The following is an 18,585-nucleotide window of genomic DNA, read 5'->3' on the forward strand; positions in this document are numbered from 1 at the left end:
GCAGCGTATCCGGATGACGACTAGGTGTCGCAGGCGGAGAATCACCCGATCCAGTCGGCGAATTTCCGCCCTGTCACCTGTTCGTATGCCTGGACGTAACGACTCCGGGTGGATTCGACCACCTCGGCGGGCAGCGGCGGGGGCGGCACGTCGGCGGCGCGGTCCCAACCGGACTCCGGCGACGTCAGCCAGTCGCGCACGTACTGCTTGTCGAACGACGGCTGGGCGTGGCCCGGCTCGTAGGTCTCGGTCGGCCAGTAGCGCGACGAGTCCGGGGTCAGCACCTCGTCGCCCAGCACGACCTGGCCGTCGAGCAGACCGAACTCGAACTTCGTGTCGGCCAGGATGACACCCTTGGTCTTGGCGTAGTCGGCGGCGCGCTCGTAGATCGCCAGCGTCAGCTCGCGGACCCGGTTGGCCAGGTCGGAGCCGATCTCGGCCTCGACGGCGGCGAAGTCGACGTTCTCGTCGTGCTCGCCCATGGCCGCCTTGGTGGCGGGGGTGAAGATCGGCTCGGGCAGCTTCGATCCCTCGACCAGGCCCGGGGGCAGCGGGTTCCCGCAGACCGCGCCGGTCCGGTTGTAGTCGGACGTGCCCGACCCGGCCAGGTAGCCGCGGGCGACGGCCTCGACCGGCAGCATCTCCAGTCGCCGCACGACCAAGGCGCGGCCCCGGACGTCGGCGGGGATGCGGTCGTCGTCGTAGGCCACGAGGTGGTTGGGCACGAGGTCGCCGAGCAGTTCGAACCAGAAGACGCTCATCGCGGTGAGCACGCGGCCCTTGTCCGGGATCGGCGAGTCCAGCACGAAGTCGTAGGCGGAGATCCGGTCGGACGCGACGAGCAGCAGGTGGTCGTCGTCGATCGCGTACAGCTCGCGGACCTTGCCTGCGGCGATCTTGGGGTAGTCAGAGAGCGTCGGCACGTTTCAGCAGCTTACGCACCCTCTCCGGCGGCTCGGGTTTCACGTGGAACCTCGGGCCGCGACACTTGGTCCATGGCGTACGACTTCGTCTCGTTCACCACCGACTACGGGCTGGCCGACGGCTTCCCCGCGGCCTGCGAGGGCGTCATCTCGCGCATCGCGCCCGCCGTGCGGGTCATCCATGTGAGCCACCTGATCCCGGCACAGGACGTCCGCCGCGGCGCCGCCGTGCTCGCCCAGACCGTGCCTTCGCTGCCGCCCGCGGTGCACCTGGCCGTGGTCGACCCGGGGGTGGGGACCTCCCGGCGGGGCGTGGCCATCGTGACCGAGCGAGGGGTGTTTGTCGGCCCGGACAACGGCCTGCTGGTCCCGGCGGCCTCGCTGTTCGGCATCACCGCGGTGCACGAGCTCACCGGCCTGCCCGCCGCGGCCACCTTCCACGGCCGCGACCTGTTCGCCCCCGCCGCCGCCAGGATCGCCGCGGGCGCCGTGCCGGACGGGCCCGCGATCGACCCGGCGACGCTGGTGCGGCTGCCGGACCCGATCACGATGGCGATGCCGGGCAAGCTGATCACCGAGGTCCTCGGCGTCGACACCTTCGGCAACGTTCAGCTCGCCGCGACGGCCGTCGACCTGGCCATGACCGGCGCCGCCGCGGGCTGGCGCGCGCACGCCCAGATCGGCGATCGCTCGCTGGAGGCCGTCGTCGGCCGCACCTTCGCCGACACCGCCCCGGGCACGGCGGTGCTGCTGATCGACTCGGCGGGCTACGTCGCCATCGCGGTCAACGGCGGTTCAGCGGCCCACGATCTGCACCCCGCGACCGGGGTGTCCGCGACCGTGCTGGTCGCGCGCGGGTGATCACCAGAGCTTGTCGATCTCCCCTGGGTACAGCTCGATCCTGGCGTTCGCGAACGCCGCCTGATCGACCCGCGGCGAGAAGAACTCGGCCATCGTGACCTTGTCGAACCCCGGCCGGTCGCTGGGGAACGGCGCCGACGGCGTGCCGCCGACCAGGACCGTGCCCGGCAGCGCCCGCCAGCCCGCGCTCTCATAGAACGGCACCAGCGGGCGGTCGCACGTGAACAGCCCCAGGTCGAACCCGCGCGACATCGCGGCGCGCGCGGCGGCGACGAGCTGCTTGCCGTGGCCCTGCCCGCGCGAGGTCTTGCGGGTGACCACTGTGCTCAGTCCACCCGCGACATACCGCTCGCCCGCGTGCACGATCTCCTTGCCGAGGATGTCGAGCGCCGCGTGCACCGTCTCGCCGTCGATCAGCAGCATCGAGACCGGGCCGAGCACGGGGTCGTGCCCGCTCGGGTCCTGCCACGCCTCCACCCAAAGCTCCGTGACCTGATCCCGCAGCTCGGCGGGCACGGCGTCGAAGGGATAGGAGACGACCCGCATCAGAGGATCGCGCCCGGGACGTAGCCCGCGGCTTCCGGGAACCGGGCCAGCACGTCTTCGACGCGCTTGACCACGGCGGCGACCTGCGTCCCCGCGACCCCGGTGAACGGCAGCCGGTCGGCCAGCAGCGCGTCGAGCCGGGCGCGGTCGACGGGGATGCGGTCGTCGGCGGCGAGGCGGTCGAGCAGGTCGTTGCGCTCGATGCCCTGCTCCCGCATGGCCAGCGCGACGGCGACGGCGTGCTCCTTGATCGCCTCGTGCGCGGTCTCGCGGCCCACCCCGGCCTGCACCGCGGCCATGAGGACCTTGGTGGTGGCCAGGAACGGCAGGTAGCGGTCGAGCTCGCGGGCGACGACGGCCGGGTAGGCGCCGAACTCGTCGAGGACGGTCAGGAAGGTCTCCAGCAGGCCGTCGAGCGCGAAGAACGCGTCGGGCAGCGCGACGCGGCGGACCACCGAGCACGACACGTCGCCCTCGTTCCACTGGTCGCCCGCCAGCTCGCCCACCATCGAGGCGTAGCCGCGCAGGATGACCGCGAGGCCGTTGACGCGCTCGCAGGAGCGGGTGTTCATCTTGTGCGGCATGGCCGACGAGCCGACCTGGCCGGGCTTGAAGCCCTCGGTGACCAGCTCGTGGCCCGCCATCAGCCGGATCGTCTTCGCCAGGCTCGACGGCGCCGCCGCGAGCTGCACCAGCGCGGACACCACGTCGTAGTCGAGGGAGCGCGGGTAGACCTGGCCGACGCTGGTGAACACCGAGGCGAACCCGAGGTGCTCGGCGACGACCTGCTCCAGCCGGTCGAGCTTGCCCGCGTCGCCGCCGAGCAGGTCGAGCATGTCCTGGGCGGTGCCGACCGGGCCCTTGATGCCGCGCAGCGGGTAGCGGGTGATCAGCTCGTCGAGGCGCTGGAAGGCGACCAGCAACTCGTCGGCCGCGGTGGCGAAGCGCTTGCCCAGGGTGGTGGCCTGCGCGGCGACGTTGTGCGAGCGGCCGGTCATCACAAGGTCACCGTGCTCGGCGGCCAGCCGCGCGAGCCGCGCGAGGACGGCGGCTACGCGGGCCCGGACCAGCTCCAGCGACCGGCGGACCTGCAGCTGCTCGACGTTCTCGGTGAGGTCGCGCGAGGTCATGCCCTTGTGCACGTGCTCGTGCCCGGCCTGCGCGTTGAACTCCTCGATGCGCGCCTTCACGTCGTGGCGCGTGACCCGCTCCCGCTCGGCGATGCTCGCGAGGTCGACCTCGGGCAGGACCCGGCGGTAGTCGTCGATGGCCCCTTCCGGCACGTCGACGCCCAGCTCGGCCTGCGCGGTGAGGACCGCGAGCCACAGCTCGCGCTCCATGCGCACCTTCTCCTCAGGCGACCACAACACAGCCAACTCGGCCGACGCGTAGCGGCCTGCGAGGACGTTCGGGATGCGGGGTTTCTGCGCTGCGCTCACGTTTGCCCAGCTTACCGGGGTACCGGAGCACCCCCAGCGCCCCGGTACCCCGGCAGGTTCAGTAGGTCAGCGCGGGATCGGCGGATATAGCCGACAACAACGAGACGCCGACCGAGTCGGGCAACACGGCCGAGACCAGAACATGACCGCTGTCCGAGCGAGCGGCCATGATCTGCCGCAGGCCGGCGGACTGTTGGTCGACGTCCGGCAACTGAAGCGTTGCCTGCGCACATGTGCGGGTGCTCGCGTCGCAAGGAGCGCGGACCTCGACAGCAATTTCCACCGGTGCCTTGCCGAGCACGAACCGCACCGATACCCGCCTGCTGCCCTCGACCTGCGCCGGGGTGACCACGCTGAAGTCGGTCGCCGCAGGCAGCTCCGTGCGGATCCGGCTGACCACGATCGCCCCATCGTCAGCCGGGATGCGCACCGTCTCCGACGGAGCGGGGAAGGCGGCGACCACCGGTCCCTCCGGCATGGCGCCCGCCAACATGGGCAGCACCGCCACCAAGATCGCGACCACCGCCCCCGCCGCGCCGAACATCATCGCCGCCCGGCGCCGTGCCACCGCCGTCCTCGCCCGGTCGACCACCGAGTCCACATCGAACAGCGGCGGCTCGTCGGCCAGGGCCAGTCGGAGGCCCTCGCGCAGTTCGGTCTCGCTCATGAGAAGCACCATTCGCGGTTGTTCATGTCGCCACCAACTCGCCTTCCGAGATTCCCCCGACGGCCGCGCGCAGCGCCGCCAGACCGCGGGCGGCCTGGCTTTTGACCGTGCCTTCCGCACACCCCATGACCTGCGCGGTCTCCGCGACGCTGAGCTCGTCGAAGTACCGCAGCACCAACACCGCCCGCTGCCGTTGCCCCAGCGTCAGCAGCGCCCGGTGCACCTGGTCGCGTTCCCACGACCGCCCGACCCCGCCCGCCACGTCGACTGTCGGATCGGGAGTGTCCGGGACCTCCGGACTGCCCCATTCCGAGCGGCGCCAAGGCTTGCGCTTCTCATCGAGCCACGTGCGCAGCAGGACAGTGCGCGCGTAGTTGTGTGTGGTCTCCCGTTTGCCGACGCGCGACCACGACTTGTAGATCTTCACCAGGGTGGTCTGAACCAGGTCTTCGGCCAGGTGCCAGTCACCGCAGAACAGGTATGCCGATCTTCGTAACGTGGGCGCGTGGCCATGGGCGAAAGCCCGGAACTCGTCCTCGTCTCGCATCGAGCCCCCCTTCGCACTCTTCTCACGCGCGAAGGGGCGCAAAGGTTGCATGCGTCAGGCAAGTGCGTCGAGCAACATCCTTCGCGCGGCGGCCCGGGGGTCGGGGTTGACCTCGATCAGCGCGTTCACCACGGCGCCGTCGACCAGGGCGATCAGCTGTTCCAGCCGGGCCTCGTCGACGGTGGCGTTGGAGCGGGCGAAGGTGTCCATCAGCAGCGCGCGCAGGTCGGCGCCGAGTTCGAGGGTCAGCGGCCGCAGGTAGGGCCTGCGGGCGGTGGCGACCAGCCGCTCGTAGCGCAGCAGGATCGCCTCGGCGTCGTTCTCCCTGGCACGCGGGCCGAGCAGCTGGTCGAGCACCAGCTCGACCAGCGCGTCGGGCTCCTTCGGGCAGGCGTCCATGTCTTCGAGGACCGCCCGGCCGCGGGCCAACTCGGCGCGGCCGTGGAACTCCAGTGCCTCGACGATGAGGTCGTCGATGGAGTCGAAGTAGTACGTGGTGGAGGCGAGCGGCAGCTCGGCGCGTTCGGCGACGGCGCGGTGGCGGACCGCGTCGAACCCGCCCTCGATCAGAAGCGCCGCCGCGGCCTCGATGAGCGCGTGCTTGCGGCGTTCGCCCTTGGGCGTGCTGGCGGTGGTCATCGGGTCAATCGTCGCAGGCGGGGATCAGTACCGCGTCGCCAGCTTGTCGGCGATGCCGCGCACCTGGTCGGCGCTGACCGGCGGGGCCGCCGAGGTCGCCAGCGGCTCCACGACCACGACCAGCGACTTGCCCGACTTGGTGGCGACCACCGCCCCCTCGGTCCCCGACGGTCGGTCGGCCCACGGCGGCTGCAGCATCTGCGCGGTGTTCTGGGGCACGATCATGATCGACATGAAGCCCCGGCGCGGTCCGTCCTGCACGCCGAACGCGGCGGAACGGGCGCCCGTGGGGCAGGCGAGCGGAGAGTTGACGGTGTCGGCCGCGGAAGTGGCGGCCGGGAGCTCGCCCGCGAGGGCAGCAGCGAGCTCCCGGTCCGCCGACCCGCACCCACTGGGGGCGCCGCCGGTTGTGACACCGGCTTTCCCATTCGACAAGCCCCCTGCTGGCGTTGTCGGTGGGAGTTCTGGTTCGGCCTCAGCGACACCTTGGCCGCTGTCGTTCACTGTCTCGCTCGACGACCGCGAATCGTTACTGGTCGCGAAGGGTGCACCAGCCGCGGCGCCGGTCTCCCGGCCCGTCTCCGAGCCCGGCCACAGCGCCACACCGGCGACGATCCCGCCTGCGAGCAACACGAAGCCTAGCGCCGATCCGGCGACGAGGCTGTTCCTCTTTCGGGTCAATCTCGTCGACTCGGCCGCGACGTCCTCCTGGTTGAAGGAGGCGGGCGGGACGTCACGCACGGCGTCCCGAAAAAGCTCGGAGATCTTGCGCTCGTCCATCTACCGCCACCTCCTCGACCCTGTCCGCATCACAATCCCGACCGTAGATCATCCAGCGTGTCACCCAAGGTTTCCCGCAAAGTCGCCAGGCCACGGGCGGTCTGGCTCTTCACGGTTCCCTCGGAGCACTTGAGCGCCTCGGCCGTGGCCGCCACGTCCAAGCCCTCCAGGAATCGCAGCACGAGCACCGCGCGTTGCCGCGGCGGCACCCGCGACAGCCCGTCGAGGAGCGCTGACCTGGTGGCCACCCGGTTACCGAGTTCACCATCGTGGGTCGCCCGTTCGGGCAACTGGTCCACCTGGCGTTCCCGCCGCCACGGCCTGCGCGTCTCGTCGATCATCGCCCGCACCACCGACCGGCGGACGTAGGCGTCGAGGGCCTCTCGGTCCCGCACCTTGCGCCAGCTGCGGTGCAGCGCGACGAACGCGGTCTGCGCCAGGTCGTCCGCCTTGTGCCAGTCTCCGCACAGCAAGTACGCGGTTCTCCGCACGGCGTCGCGCCGGGCGGTGAAGTACTCCGCGAATTGCTGTTCGTCGCGCTGATCCACGCGGACGCTCTCCGCTCGTTCTGTCGGACTAGGGACGGATCTGACCGGGTCCACGGTTGCACGGGTGCGGGAAGAGATGTACGCCACCCCCATCCTCGGCGGTGAGCGTGTGGCTGTATTGCCCGCCATGGTGAGATCGGATCGTGACTTCCGCACCCCGCCGGATCGACCTGCGCTCCGACACCGTGACCCGCCCCGACGACACCATGCGCGCGGCCATGGCCGCCGCCGAGGTCGGCGACGACGTGCTCGACCACGACCCCACCATGCGTGAGCTGGAGGAACGCGCCGCGGCGCTGCTCGGCGTCGAGGCGATGCTGTGGGTGCCCAGCGGCAGCATGGGCAACCTGATCGCCCTGATGCTGCATCTCGGCCGCGGCGACCGGTTCCTCGCCGCGCGCGGCAGCCACGTGCTGGAGGCCGAGCTGGGCACGCCCGCGTGGCTGGCGGGCGGCATGCCGCACCCGCTGGAGTGGAAGGACGCGCCGGGCCGGATCTCCGCCGACGACGTCAGCGCGATGGCCGCGGGCAAGGCGCCGTACTACGCGCTGCGCACGGCGCTGCTGTGCCTGGAGAACACCCACAACTTCGCGGGCGGAACCGTCACCCCGCCCGACGAGCACGCGCTGCTGGTGGCCACCGCGCGCGAGGCGGGCCTGAAGGTGCACCTCGACGGCGCGCGGCTGTGGAACGCCGCGGTCGCGCTCGACGTGCCGCCCGCGGCGCTCACCGTCGGCGTCGACACCGTGCAGGTGTGCCTCAGCAAGGGCCTCGGCGCCCCGGTCGGCTCGCTGGTCGGCGGCACCTCGGCGTTCGTCGACGCGGCCCGCCGGGTGCGCAAGATGCTCGGCGGCGGGGTGCGCCAAGGCGGCGTGCTGGCCGCGGCGGGCCTGGTCGCGCTGTCGCGGATCAACGACGTCGCCGCCGACCACGCGAACGCGTCCGCGCTGGCCAGGGGCCTGACCGAGCTGGGATGGGAGGTCACCGAGCCGCACACCAACATCGTGCTGGCCTCGGTCCCCGACACCCCGACGACGCTGGCCACGCTCGACCGGGTCGGCGTGCCCGCGGTGGCGGTGCCGGGCGGGGTCCGGTTCGTCACCCACCGGGACGTCTCGGCCGCCGACATCGCCGAGGCACTCGACCGGATCAAGTCCGCCTGAGTTCCTCGCGCAGCTCGGCGAGTTCGGCCCGCAGCGCCTGGACCTCGCTGCGGGTCGTCTCCTCGATCGACTGCTCGGCGCCGGAGATCTTCTCCACGAACCACGACGCGATCACACCGGTGACCACACCGAGCAGGGCGATCCCGCCGATCATCAGCGCGGCGGCGACAAGCCTGCCCTCGACGGTGACCGGGAAGCGGTCGCCGTAGCCGACGGTGGTGATCGTGGTGAGCGTCCACCAGAGCGCGTCACCGAAGGTCGTGATCGAGGCGTCCGGGTCGGACCGCTCGGCGTCGAGCACGGCCAGCGACGCGGACACACCGACGAGCAGGACGGTCGCGGCGACGTAGAGCCCGATGCGGCCGCGGAAGTTGACCGCGACGCGTTTGTTGAGCACGCGCAGGACCGTGATCAGCCGCAACGCGCGCAACTGCCGGACCATCGGCAGCGCCACGACGATCAGGTCGAACAGGTGGCGCCAGATGAACCGCAGCTTGGCGCGCGCCAGCACGAACCGGATGACGTAGTCGACGGCGAACACCGCCCAGATGCCCCAGAGGAGGATCTCCTGCCAGAGCTTCGTACTCGGCGAGGCGCCGTGGTGCAGCACCTGCCAGGCGTAGCCCAGCAGGAAGATGCCAGCCAGCCCGGTCAGGGGTAAATCGGTGCGCGCCTCCCACGCGCTGAGTCGTGGCTCAGCGGGATCGGCGACGCGTTCGCCTGGCACGAGGATGTCGGACACGCCGACATCCTCGCGGACGGCTGTGACCAGGCGCTACCCGCGAATCTGGCGGCGCTCGGACTTGCCCTTGATCGCGCCGTACGCGATCGCGCCGATCGAGACGACCGCGGCGGCCACGAGCAGCCACACGACGGCCTTGAACAGGAACCCGATCAGGCTGAAGGCCACCCAGATCAGGATCACCGCACCGATGATCTTCAGAACCACTGCCTCCCCCTCTCCACGCCAGGTCAACGCGCGGGCGTCGCCCCGGGTTCCCGGCCGAGCCAGTCGCCGAACCGGCGCAGTCCTTCCTGGACATCGGCGGTCGCGCCCGCGAAGGAGAGTCGCACGAACCGGTTGCCGTCGACCGGGTCGAAGTCGATCCCGGGCACGATCGCCAGACCGGTGTCGGCGAGCAGGCGCTGACAGAACGACATCGAGTCGTGCGTCAGGTGCGAGACGTCGGCGTAGGCGTAGAACGCGCCGTCAGCCGGGGCGACCTTGTCGATGCCGAGCTTGGGCAGGCCGGTGAGCAGGATCTCGCGGTTGGTGGCGTACCGGGTGACGTGCGCGTCGAGCTCGGCGTAGGTCTCGGGCTCGAACGCGGCGACGGCGGCGTGCTGGGCGATCGCCGGGGCGCAGATCGTGAAGTTGCCGGTCAGGCAGTCGACCGCGCGGTGCAGGCGCCGCGGCACCAGCAGCCAGCCCAGGCGCCAGCCGGTCATGCCGAAGTACTTGGAGAACGAGTTGACCACAATGGCCTCACGCGAGAACTGCCACGCGCTGCTGGTCTCGGCGCCGTAGGAGATGCCGTGGTAGATCTCGTCGCTGACCAGCTGCACCCCACGCTCAGCACACCATCCCGCGATGGCGGCGAGCTCGCCCGGGTCGAGGACGGTGCCGGTGGGGTTGGCCGGGCTCGCGAGGATCAGCCCGTCGATGGGGCCGAGTTCGTCGAGCATCGCCTGCGTGGGCTGGAACCGGGTGCTCTCGTCACACGGCAGTTCGACGACCTCGCAGCCGAGCGCGGTGAGGATGTTCCGGTAGGCGGGGTAGCCAGGGCGCGCGAGCGCGACCCGGTCCCCGGCGTCGAACGCGGACAGGAAGGCGAGGAGAAAACCACCGGAAGACCCGGTGGTGATCACCACGTCCTGCGCGGACACATCGAGCGAGTAGCGGCGCTCGTAATGGCCCGCGATCGCTTCCCGCAGCTCAGGAACACCCAGCTGCTCGGTGTACCCCAGCGTCTGGCCGCCCAGCGCCTCAGCCGCGGCGAACCGGACAGCGGACGGCGCTCCCGTAGAGGGCTGCCCGGCCGCCAAAGACACCATGTCGCCGTGCGCGCGCTGCCGCGCGTTGGCGGCGGAAAGCACATCCATGACGTGAAACGGCGGAACATCGGCGCGGGCGGCGACCTTGAGCAGACGAGCGTGCATGCGGTCAGCGTAGGTCAGTAGCCGACGTAGCCACCGCCGCCGTGGGTGGCCTTGATGCCGGGGACGTTCGACAGCGAGCCGTAGCGGGAGATGGCGTAGTTGACGCCCGCGCAGATGTTGTCGACCGGGTTCCAGATGTCGTCGTGGCCAGGCAGTTTGTAGCTCTGGAAGGTCGGGTCGATGCACTGCATCAAACCTTTCGACGGCGTCCCCTTGGCGGCGTTGCTGTTCCCGGTCAGGAAAATGTCATCGCCGTCGCGCGCGGTCCACGTGCCGAGGTCAGTCGTAACGCACCAGACCGCGCCGCGGCCCGCGGGAGCCTTGTGCAGGAAATCGCCGGTGATCACCGGATTGTTCCCCCGCACCCACGCCTCCGGCGCCCACGTGTCCGGCACGCCCCTGCGAACCACGTGGCCGACCCGTGGCCGCCGACCGCCGAGGTAGGTGGCAAGCGCGATGGCGTCGAGCACCTCGCCGGGGGCCTGGTAGATGTAGCCCGCCGCGTTCCCCTCCGCGTCCCGGACAGCGTTGAGCCACGCCACCCGCTGCTCCGTGGACATCGCGAGTACTTGGGCAACAGCATCGGTCTTCGGGTTGCCCGCGCGGCGCAGCAGATCGGCGGCGTAGGCCGGGTCAAGCCGAAACTGGTGCCGCGGTCCGCAAGCCGGGCCGGCCGGGACATCCACATAAGTCGAGTGCGTGATCTCGCCCAGCAGTGTCTTCAGTTTGGCGACCATCGCGGGCTTGGACTGCGCGATCGTCATCGACGGCCGGTGGCGACGGGTCTCGACGTGGCCGTCACCTGCGATCCAGCCGAGCACGGCCGCCTCGGCCAGGGTCACGTCGAGGTGTCCGGCGCTGTCCGCCGGGGCGGCGAGCAGGATCCGAGTGTGCGAGCCGATCTCGGCCGACGTGATGAATTCAGCCTCGCTCACCCTCTCCGCCACAGGCAACCGAGCGCCGTGAACGCGCGACAGGTGCAGCCGAAGGCCGCGGTCGGTCGTCCTCCCGCGGCGGCGGACACCCTGCGGCCACGCGCAGAGCGAGCACTGGTCCGCGTCCGGCAGGCTGCGACCCTTGAGCCGCAGCCAGCGGTGGTTCGGCGTGGTCGTCGCTCGCCACCGCGAGTTCGACAGCGTGATCAATGGCGCGTCTTCGTAATGGTGCACCTCGGACACCGCGGTCCACTCGCTGCGACCAGTAGCGGGGTTGTACCCGATCGTCTCGTCGCCAACCTCGACCTCGTGATGCTTGAGCCACCCGCGACGGGTCAGGATCATCGCTTCGGTGGTCAGGCAGTCCCAGTTGTTGATGGCGTTGGGGTTTCCGCCGGACTCGTGCTGGATGATCTCCCAGATCAGCTGGGAGTCGGCCTCGGTGACGTTGATGCCGCGGGCCCGGAGTTCGGCGATGGCCTGCTTGATCCACTCCTGCACGTTGCCGGGCGGGGGACCAGCGGGAGGGCCGCCGCTCGGGCCGAGGCCGCCGCCGCCACCATTGCCTCCGCCACCGCTGCCACCTGAGCTGCTGCCGGTGTTCGTGGACTTGGCTTGGTCGGCACTGGATGGGCTGGTCTGTTCCGGCGGGGTCGGCGTCCACTCGATCGGCTTGCCGGGGCCGGGCATGAAGGACTGGGTGCCCGGGTCGGGGATAGAGCTGAAGGCAGGGTCGGCTTTGCGGCCCTTCAACGCGCTCGCGGCCGTGCTGACCGCCGTCTCGGCGTTCTCGATCTGGGTGTTGACCCGGCCCTGATAGCCGCCGGCCAGCCCGTCGACGTACTGGCGCTTCTCGGCGTCGGTCGCGTCCGGGTGGCTGTTGAGCCAGCGTGTCGCGTTGTCGTACAGCTCGCCGAAGACGGCTTCGAGAGCGTCGTGGGCAGACTGGAGAGCGGTGGCGGCGGCGCTGAGGTCGGTCGCGGCGGAGGTCAGGGTCTGCGACAGCGACGCGCTCGCGGTGGAGAACTTGGCCATGTAGGCGACGAACGCGTCGGCTGAGGCGCCCTGCCACGCACCGTCGAGTTGGGCGACCGACGAGTCGACGACCTTGGCCGAGTCGCTCGTCGCCGTGCCGGACTTGGTGAATCGGGCGCCGATGTCGCCGATCGCGCCGGGTTGGGCCCGGTAGACCGGGTTCGCCGAGTCGGCCAGTGCCGTGGCGGTGCCGCCGAGTCCGGCGACTGCGTCCCTCGCGGTCACGTCTTGCCCCCTAGATCGCGGTCAGCGACTGGGCCGCCGCCTGCTCGTTGTCGTCGACCGACCGCCCGATCGAGTCGAGCGCGCGGTCGACGTTGCCGAGCAGCGCGCCCGCCTTGTCGAGTTCGTCGCCTGCCGTCGTGGCGAGGGTGCGGACGGCCTCGGCGAGCGCGGCGGAACTCGGCAGCCCGCCGAAGATCCCGCCGTCGGCGTCGCGGGGCAGGTCGTCGCCCGCCGCGGCCATCGGGCCTGCCTGGCCGCCCACCGCGGCACGGCACTGCTCGATGGCTTCGAGGTTGTAGTCCACGTTCGTGTCCCCTCAGGTCTCCCGGTTCGACGCTAACGCGCTTGGCCGAGTTCCGCCGGGATCACAGCTCGTCGAGCAGTTCCCGCACGCAGGTGGCCAGGCGGGCGTTGTCGGCGGGCGTGACGGTGCTCCACGACCGGCCGTCGGCGGTCGGGCGCGCGAGGTAGAGGTAGCGGCCCGCGTCGGTGTCGTGGAAGGCCACGACCCGGTTCGCCCGCTGCCGCTTCTGCCCGCGCGGCGCGCGCTCGGCGCCGAGCTGGCCGCGGGTGGTCATGCCGGTGAGCATCGACGCGAGCGTCTGCGCGTCGGCGAGGCCGACGCCGTTCTCGACGAGAATGGTGATCATCGCCTGCGGGTCGCCGGTATCGGCCTTCATCAGCACGTCGGTAGGCAGGCTCACCGACCGCCCCGGCCCGGCGGGCATGTCGCCCGCGATGGACACCGCGGCGTCGGCGATCGCGGTCGTGCGCGCCGGGATCAGCCACACCTCGGCGCGGTCGACCACGGCCAGCAGCCCCTGATCTCCGGCGGCGACGGCGAGCGCGGCGATCTCCCGGTCGGTCCACACCCAGCTGTCGATCGAGACGGGCGCGTGGGCCAGCAGGCTGAGCCAGTCGGCGAGGTCCGGCACCGCACGCCCACCCTCGGCCAGCCCCCGCTGGGCCAGCCCCGCGAACGCCTCTTCGACGAACTTGGCGCGTTCGGTGTGGGTCTTGCCCGGGCTGGGCACGTCGAGCGCGACGTGCTTGTCGGGGAGCCGTTCGGCCGCCCAGAGCACGTCGAACTCAAGCGTGGAGAGCACGATGCTGTTGGAACCCGCGGTCAAGGTCAGTCGTCCTGCCCGAGCACCGGCGGGATCACCAGGCGGTCGTCGCCGAACACGTCGTCGGAGTCGATGCCGTACTTGCGCACGTGCTCGTCGTCGTCCTCACCGGGCGCCCCGGCACCGGCCGCCGCGGGCTGCATCAGCGACCCCGCCGCCCGCCCCGGCCGAGCCCCATGCCGCTCAGCGTTCCGCGCGGCCCTGTCCTCATCGTCGGGCAGCGCGCCGATCGGCGTCCCACCGCGCGCGGCCGCCCGCGCGGCACGCCCCTCCGGGGTGTCGGGGAAACCGCCGCCGCGCACGACCCGGTCCTTCTCCAAGCTCGACCCGGCCGCCGCACCGGCCCCACCGGAACCGGCCAACCCGGCGACGGCGGCGATGTCGCCCATGAGCGGACCGGGGAACCCGGGACGCAGGCCACCGGGGAAACCACCGGTCTGCGGCAGACCGCCGAGACCAGGCGCCACGGGCGCCACGCCGGTGACCCGGCCGGGCAGCCCGGGCTGGTTGCCGCCCGTGCCGGGCAAGTGACTCTGCTGGCCGCCGGGCAGACCGGTGTAGTTCTGGCCGCCGCCACCGCCGGGCGGAACGCTCGTCTGCCCCGGCACGCCGGGTCCGGACGAGCCGGACGGGGTGAACGTGCTGGGGTTGCCGCCGTAGTGCTGGGCGGACGTGGTGCCGTTCGGCTGATACGGCGTGGTCTCCAGCGACATGCCAGGCGGCACAGGCAGCGACTGATAGTTGTTGAGAGCCGACTGGCTGCCCGCGCTGTAGCCGTTCATCGACGACACGGCCTGCTGATGGGCGGCGTTGGTCTGCTGCACATCCTTGGCGTGGTCGGTGGTGTGGCCGAAGACAGTGCCCATGAACCGGTCGACACCGCTGAGCTTGGTGGGCCCCCGCAGGTCGGAACCGTCGGGCGCGCTGTTGCGGGTGTTGGAGAAGGTCTCGCCCTGCTCCTGGACACCGCCCGCCGACTGGTCGACGGTCTGCCCCGCGTCCTGGGCGTAGACGGTGGAGTTCTTGGTGGCCTCGGTGCCGCCGTCGGCCGCCTCGCCCTCCCAGTAGACACCGATCTTGAGGAGCTCTTCGCGGAGGACGCGGTCGGTCTCGGCCAGCCCCTCGGAGATGGTCTTGAGGGCATTGACGGCCCGGTGGAGGCTCTCGGACCCGGGGCCCTGGCGCAGCCGGTCGAGCTCGGCGGCCAGGTCGTTGTGGCTGTAGCCCTCGAAGCGGAGGTCGCTCAGCCCGTTGTCGCCTGCCATGTCAGCCCCTCACCCCAGCGTCTTCAACGTGGTCACGGCCATGGCCGCGGCTTCCTCGGACATCTGACAAATCTGATCCTGCGTGAACGCACCCCGACTGTTCAGATACACGCCGACCTGAAGCTGTTGCCCCTGGGCCACATCGACGGCGGTCGTGCACTCGAAGCCCTTGGTCCCGGAACCGCCGCGGATGTGGAACCTCGCGGCGCCGAATCCCTCGACCGTCGCTTCCTTGACATCCACGTTCCGTTTCGTGGTGAACCAGCTGTCCACGCCTTCGCTGGTCACGAGCAGGACCGCGTAGTCGTAGTACGGCGCTTGGCGGAAGACGCTGAAGACACACTCCTTGGCACCCGGGTATGTCTCGCTCGTGCTTGTCCCCGCCTTCGCCTTGTCGACCTTCAGGCTGTCCGACTGCGGCTTTGTCAGCACCGCGCACGGGTCAATCGCGTCGAGCTTGATCTCCTTGGGCCGCGGCGGCAGGCTCCCGGCCGAAGAAGAAGTCGTCGGCGAATCCGAACCGGATGTCGGCACATCGGTGGATGTCGCCGTTCCCGGCTCGTTTGTCGTGCACGCGGCAGCGGCGAGCAACACCACCGCGGACACGAGGATCCGGCTACGCACGTGCGTCGCCTCCGAGAGCGGCGGTGATCTGCTCTTCGTTGTAGCCGTAGGTCTTGGCCGACTCGATCAACTGTTGAACCAATTCATTGAGCGAGCGCACATATTCGTCAATGCGGACGGCGTATGAGTCGCCGTCGAATACGAGCCGGTCGTTCCACGCGTCGGCGAGCCTCTTGCTCACGATGTCTTCGCCCGGCGGGTCGACGTTCAAGTCCCGGAACGCGCCTCGGGTGGACTCGCCGAAGGCTTCGACCTGAGTGCGGATGATCTTGGCGGCGGCGAGGACGTTGTCGTGGTTGACCACGAACTTTCCGCCGGTGGGGCCGTTGCCCATGATCTTCGCGGCCGCGTCGAAGGCGGCGCCCGCGACGGCGTTGAGCGAAGCGCCGATGTCCATCTCACGCACCCCCGTACGCATCGTGATGATGTCGTCTCGTTTCGCAGGCTACCAACGGCGTGGTGAGGCCCACCTGAACTTTGACGGAGAATCTCGCGCTTCGGTTCCCTTAACCGGCGACGGGTACGCCGATTTCTCCCCGCTGGGCGCGCAGGGCGATGTCGGTGCGGTGGTGGGAACCGGGGAGGTGGATGGCGTCGACCTTGCGGTAGGCGTCGGCGCGGGCGGCTTCCAGGGTGGGGCCGGTGCCGACGACGGCCAGGACGCGGCCGCCCGCGGAGATCAGGGCGCCGTCGTCGCGGCGGCGGGTGCCCGCGTGGAGGACGCCCTCGGACTCGGCTCCGGTGATGGTGTCGCCGACGCGGGGGCGGCTGGGGTAGCCGTCGGCGGCGATGACGACGGTGACGGCTGAGCCGTCGGCCCATTCGAGGGGCGGGTGGGCGGCCAGTTCGCCTCGGGCGGAGGCGCGCAGCAGGACCGACAGGGGGCTGCGGAGCAGGGCGAGGACGGACTGGGTCTCCGGGTCGCCGAAGCGGCAGTTGAACTCGATGACCTCGGGGCCGTTGCTGGTCAGCGCGAGTCCGGCGTAGAGCAGGCCGGAGAACGCGCAGCCGCGGTTCGCCATCTCGTCGACGACGGGCTGGATGATGCGCGCCACGACGTCGGGGACCAGGCCATCGGGAGTCCACGGCAGGGGGGCGTAGGCGCCCATGCCGCCGGTGTTGGGGCCGGCGTCGTTGTCGCCGACGCGCTTGAAGTCTTGGGCGGGGAGCAGGGGGACCACGGTGCCCTCGGCGTCGACCACGCAGAACAGGGACACCTCGGGGCCGTCGAGGAACGACTCGAGCAGCACCGGGTGACCGCCGTCGAGCAGGGTCATCGCGTGGGCGCGGGCCGCGTCGAGGCTCGTGGTGACCACGACGCCCTTGCCTGCGGCGAGGCCGTCATCCTTGACGACCCAGGTCGGGCCGAAGCGGGCCAGGGCCGCGTCGAGGCGGGCCGGGTTGTCGACGATCTCGCTGTGCGCGGTCGGCACGCCCGCGGTGGTCATGATGTCCTTGGCGAACGCCTTGGAGCCCTCGATCCGGGCGGCGGCGGCGCTGGGCCCGAACACGTCGATCCCGGCGGCCCGCACGGCGTCGGCCACCCCGGCGACCAGGGGGCCTTCGGGGCCGATGACGACCAGGTCGGCCTTCCAGCCGCGGGCCAGCTCGGTGACCGCGGCGGGATCCGCCGGGTCGACTCCGTAGCTCTCCGACACCGCGGCGGTGCCCGCGTTGCCGGGGGCGCACGCCAGCGCGGTCACCTCGGCGTCCTTGGACATCGCAAGGACCAGGGCATGCTCGCGGGCGCCAGACCCGACTACCAGGACACGCACGAGCGGTGAGCCTAGATGCTCGGTGGCGCCACACGGTAATCGGCCGCCCATCCGTGACATGTCCCACGCGCGCCACGGCGGGCTGAGCGGCGGATGTCTTCGGGCGTTCATCCGCAGGTCGACCGCGTTTCGCCCGGGTGTGGTGCCGAAGACGCGGGGCCGGGTGAGGGTGGCGCGGACATCACATCTGCAGGAGGTCACCATGCTCCGATCGGCCCGGTTAGCCGGTGTCGCCGTGTCGGCTCTCGCTCTGCTCGGCGTCGCGACGCTGAGCACGGCCAGCGCGTCGCCCGAGCACAAGGATGAGAAGCACCAGGCGCTGCCGCTGGTGCTGGGGCACCGCGGCGCGTCGGGCTACCGGCCGGAGCACACGCTGGCCGCCTACGAGCTGGCCGCCCGCATGGGTGCCGACTACATCGAGCCCGACCTGGTCTCCACCAAGGACGGCGTCCTCGTCGCCCGGCACGAGCCGGAGATCAGCGGCACGACCGACGTGGCGAGCAAGCCGGAGTTCGCGGGCCGCAAGGCGACCAAGAACCTCGACGGCGTCCAGGTCACCGGCTGGTGGACCGAGGACTTCACCCTCGCCGAGCTGAAGACCCTCCGCGCCGTCGAGCGCATCCCGCAGCTGCGCCCGCGCAACACCGTCTTCAACGGCCGCTACGAGGTGCCGACGCTGCAGGAGGTCATCGACCTCAGCAAGCGCCTGTCCCGCGAGCTGCACCGGGACATCGGGATCTACCCCGAGACCAAGCACCCCACCTACTTCCGCAAGATCGGCCTGGAGCTGGAGCCGAAGCTGGTCTGGACGCTGACCCGCAACGGCCTCAACCACCCGCGCGCGAAGGTGTTCGTGCAGTCGTTCGAGGTGTCGAACCTCAAGGCGCTCAAGGGCAAGCTGCGCGTCCCGCTGATCCAGCTGACCTCGGCGAGCGGCGCCCCGTTCGACTTCACCGACTCGGGTGACCCGCGCAAGTACGCCGATCTGGTGACCCCGGCCGGTCTGCGTGAGGTCGCGACCTACGCCTACGGCATCGGCCCGGCCAAGGACCAGGTCATCCCGCGTGACGCCGCGGGCAACCTGGCGAAGCCGACCGCGCTGGTGACCGACGCGCACGCCGCCGGCCTCAAGGTGCACCCGTACACGTTCCGGGTGGAGAACAACTTCCTGCCGACCAACCTGCGCTCGTCGGCCAACCCGGCCGACGCGGGCAACCTGTTCGCCGAGCTGTCGGCGTTCTGGGCGGCGGGCGTGGACGGCCTGTTCACCGACAACAGCGACATCGCCGTGGAGTCGCGCCGCGAGACCTTCGGCGGCTGACGCGC

20 protein-coding genes and 2 pseudogenes are annotated in these 18,585 nt (G+C 70.9%); 3 read left to right on the forward strand and 19 right to left on the reverse strand.

The window, feature by feature from the left end; translation table 11 throughout:
* Positions 1-41: 41 nt before the first annotated feature.
* Positions 42-923: a phosphoribosylaminoimidazolesuccinocarboxamide synthase gene (locus tag ACSHT8_RS22045; RefSeq protein WP_436492806.1), complete on the reverse strand. Its 882-nt coding sequence runs from the start codon at positions 921-923 to the stop codon at positions 42-44.
* 72 nt (positions 924-995) lie between these two features.
* Here ACSHT8_RS22045 and ACSHT8_RS22050 point away from each other — a divergent pair, with 72 nt between their 5' ends.
* Positions 996-1,784 (forward strand): SAM hydrolase/SAM-dependent halogenase family protein, encoded by a 789-nt coding sequence (locus ACSHT8_RS22050; protein ID WP_436492807.1) that lies wholly within the window; start codon positions 996-998, stop codon positions 1,782-1,784.
* Here the strand turns inward: ACSHT8_RS22050 and ACSHT8_RS22055 are convergent, their stop codons facing one another.
* Genes ACSHT8_RS22055 through ACSHT8_RS22085 form a run of 7 tightly spaced genes read right to left on the reverse strand, consistent with a single transcriptional unit; the run spans position 1,785 to position 6,950 of the window.
* The gene (locus ACSHT8_RS22055) at positions 1,785-2,330 is read right to left on the reverse strand and encodes a GNAT family N-acetyltransferase (protein ID WP_436492808.1); all 546 of its coding nucleotides are present in this window, start codon (positions 2,328-2,330) and stop codon (positions 1,785-1,787) included.
* On the reverse strand, positions 2,330-3,769 hold the full coding sequence (gene purB / locus ACSHT8_RS22060) for an adenylosuccinate lyase (RefSeq protein WP_436492809.1): 1,440 nt from the start codon (positions 3,767-3,769) through the stop codon (positions 2,330-2,332). Before purB ends, ACSHT8_RS22055 begins: the two co-directional genes overlap by 1 nt.
* A 58-nt stretch (positions 3,770-3,827) precedes the next feature.
* Positions 3,828-4,436 (reverse strand): hypothetical protein, encoded by a 609-nt coding sequence (locus tag ACSHT8_RS22065; protein ID WP_436492810.1) that lies wholly within the window; start codon positions 4,434-4,436, stop codon positions 3,828-3,830.
* A 22-nt stretch (positions 4,437-4,458) separates the two neighbouring features.
* Positions 4,459-4,983 (reverse strand): RNA polymerase sigma factor, encoded by a 525-nt coding sequence (locus ACSHT8_RS22070; RefSeq protein ID WP_436492811.1) that lies wholly within the window; start codon positions 4,981-4,983, stop codon positions 4,459-4,461.
* Positions 4,984-5,037: 54 nt separating this feature from the next.
* Positions 5,038-5,622 carry a TetR/AcrR family transcriptional regulator gene (locus tag ACSHT8_RS22075; RefSeq protein ID WP_436492812.1) on the reverse strand — a complete coding sequence of 195 codons (585 nt, stop codon included), beginning with the start codon at positions 5,620-5,622 and terminating at the stop codon, positions 5,038-5,040.
* A gap of 24 nt (positions 5,623-5,646) precedes the next feature.
* A complete protein-coding gene (locus tag ACSHT8_RS22080; RefSeq protein WP_436492813.1) occupies positions 5,647-6,402 on the reverse strand; it encodes a hypothetical protein in 756 nt (251 codons plus the stop codon).
* A gap of 29 nt (positions 6,403-6,431) precedes the next feature.
* Entirely contained in the window at positions 6,432-6,950 is a 519-nt protein-coding gene (locus ACSHT8_RS22085) for a SigE family RNA polymerase sigma factor (RefSeq protein ID WP_436492814.1), read from the reverse strand.
* A 140-nt stretch (positions 6,951-7,090) separates the two neighbouring features.
* Between ACSHT8_RS22085 and ACSHT8_RS22090 the strand changes: the two genes are divergently transcribed.
* Positions 7,091-8,113, forward strand: a complete 1,023-nt coding sequence (locus ACSHT8_RS22090) for a threonine aldolase family protein (RefSeq protein ID WP_436502134.1) — start codon at positions 7,091-7,093, stop codon at positions 8,111-8,113.
* Here ACSHT8_RS22090 and ACSHT8_RS22095 read toward each other — a convergent pair.
* The 11 genes and pseudogenes from ACSHT8_RS22095 to purD form a co-directional block, all read right to left on the reverse strand.
* Positions 8,100-8,855: an ion channel gene (locus ACSHT8_RS22095; RefSeq protein WP_436492815.1), complete on the reverse strand. Its 756-nt coding sequence runs from the start codon at positions 8,853-8,855 to the stop codon at positions 8,100-8,102. The genes ACSHT8_RS22090 and ACSHT8_RS22095 overlap by 14 nt on opposite strands.
* Before the next feature lie 33 nt (positions 8,856-8,888).
* Positions 8,889-9,062 carry a hypothetical protein gene (locus tag ACSHT8_RS22100; protein ID WP_172803317.1) on the reverse strand — a complete coding sequence of 58 codons (174 nt, stop codon included), beginning with the start codon at positions 9,060-9,062 and terminating at the stop codon, positions 8,889-8,891.
* Positions 9,063-9,085: 23 nt separating this feature from the next.
* Positions 9,086-10,273, reverse strand: coding sequence for a pyridoxal phosphate-dependent aminotransferase (locus tag ACSHT8_RS22105; RefSeq protein WP_436492816.1), 1,188 nt, complete (start codon positions 10,271-10,273; stop codon positions 9,086-9,088).
* Positions 10,274-10,287: 14 nt separating this feature from the next.
* Positions 10,288-10,503: pseudogene (locus tag ACSHT8_RS22110) on the reverse strand (transglycosylase SLT domain-containing protein); the annotation flags it as partial.
* 1,656 nt (positions 10,504-12,159) lie between these two features.
* Positions 12,160-12,468 (reverse strand): annotated as a pseudogene (locus tag ACSHT8_RS22115) (WXG100 family type VII secretion target); the annotation flags it as partial.
* Between the two features lie 10 nt (positions 12,469-12,478).
* Positions 12,479-12,772, reverse strand: a complete 294-nt coding sequence (locus tag ACSHT8_RS22120) for a hypothetical protein (RefSeq protein ID WP_436492817.1) — start codon at positions 12,770-12,772, stop codon at positions 12,479-12,481.
* A 61-nt stretch (positions 12,773-12,833) separates the two neighbouring features.
* Positions 12,834-13,577 carry an ESX secretion-associated protein EspG gene (locus ACSHT8_RS22125; RefSeq protein ID WP_436502135.1) on the reverse strand — a complete coding sequence of 248 codons (744 nt, stop codon included), beginning with the start codon at positions 13,575-13,577 and terminating at the stop codon, positions 12,834-12,836.
* Between the two features lie 23 nt (positions 13,578-13,600).
* Entirely contained in the window at positions 13,601-14,860 is a 1,260-nt protein-coding gene (locus ACSHT8_RS22130; RefSeq protein WP_436492818.1) for a PPE domain-containing protein, read from the reverse strand.
* A 9-nt stretch (positions 14,861-14,869) separates the two neighbouring features.
* Complete coding sequence (locus tag ACSHT8_RS22135; RefSeq protein ID WP_436492819.1) at positions 14,870-15,466, reverse strand: DUF3558 domain-containing protein; 597 nt, start codon at positions 15,464-15,466, stop codon at positions 14,870-14,872.
* 10 nt (positions 15,467-15,476) lie between these two features.
* Positions 15,477-15,881 carry a hypothetical protein gene (locus ACSHT8_RS22140; RefSeq protein ID WP_436492820.1) on the reverse strand — a complete coding sequence of 135 codons (405 nt, stop codon included), beginning with the start codon at positions 15,879-15,881 and terminating at the stop codon, positions 15,477-15,479.
* A 109-nt stretch (positions 15,882-15,990) separates the two neighbouring features.
* Entirely contained in the window at positions 15,991-17,259 is a 1,269-nt protein-coding gene (gene purD, locus ACSHT8_RS22145) for a phosphoribosylamine--glycine ligase (protein WP_436492821.1), read from the reverse strand.
* A gap of 202 nt (positions 17,260-17,461) precedes the next feature.
* Here purD and ACSHT8_RS22150 point away from each other — a divergent pair, with 202 nt between their 5' ends.
* Positions 17,462-18,580, forward strand: coding sequence for a glycerophosphodiester phosphodiesterase (locus ACSHT8_RS22150; RefSeq protein WP_436492822.1), 1,119 nt, complete (start codon positions 17,462-17,464; stop codon positions 18,578-18,580).
* Positions 18,581-18,585: the final 5 nt, after the last annotated feature.

The sequence above is a fragment of the Actinokineospora sp. HUAS TT18 genome, assembly GCF_051364635.1.
Lineage (GTDB): Bacteria > Actinomycetota > Actinomycetes > Mycobacteriales > Pseudonocardiaceae > Actinokineospora.

Excerpts from the sequence above, each read along its gene's own strand:
- ACSHT8_RS22050 (WP_436492807.1), top strand. The coding sequence starts at position 996 with ATGGCGTACGACTTCGTCTCGTTCACCACCGACTACGGGCTGGCCGAC.
- ACSHT8_RS22055 (WP_436492808.1), bottom strand. The coding sequence starts at position 2,330 with ATGCGGGTCGTCTCCTATCCCTTCGACGCCGTGCCCGCCGAGCTGCGG.
- ACSHT8_RS22065 (WP_436492810.1), bottom strand. The coding sequence starts at position 4,436 with ATGAGCGAGACCGAACTGCGCGAGGGCCTCCGACTGGCCCTGGCCGAC.
- ACSHT8_RS22070 (WP_436492811.1), bottom strand. The coding sequence starts at position 4,983 with ATGCGAGACGAGGACGAGTTCCGGGCTTTCGCCCATGGCCACGCGCCC.
- ACSHT8_RS22075 (WP_436492812.1), bottom strand. The coding sequence starts at position 5,622 with ATGACCACCGCCAGCACGCCCAAGGGCGAACGCCGCAAGCACGCGCTC.
- ACSHT8_RS22080 (WP_436492813.1), bottom strand. The coding sequence starts at position 6,402 with ATGGACGAGCGCAAGATCTCCGAGCTTTTTCGGGACGCCGTGCGTGAC.
- ACSHT8_RS22105 (WP_436492816.1), bottom strand. The coding sequence starts at position 10,273 with ATGCACGCTCGTCTGCTCAAGGTCGCCGCCCGCGCCGATGTTCCGCCG.
- ACSHT8_RS22130 (WP_436492818.1), bottom strand. The coding sequence starts at position 14,860 with ATGGCAGGCGACAACGGGCTGAGCGACCTCCGCTTCGAGGGCTACAGC.
- ACSHT8_RS22140 (WP_436492820.1), bottom strand. The coding sequence starts at position 15,881 with ATGGACATCGGCGCTTCGCTCAACGCCGTCGCGGGCGCCGCCTTCGAC.
- ACSHT8_RS22150 (WP_436492822.1), top strand. The coding sequence starts at position 17,462 with ATGCTCCGATCGGCCCGGTTAGCCGGTGTCGCCGTGTCGGCTCTCGCT.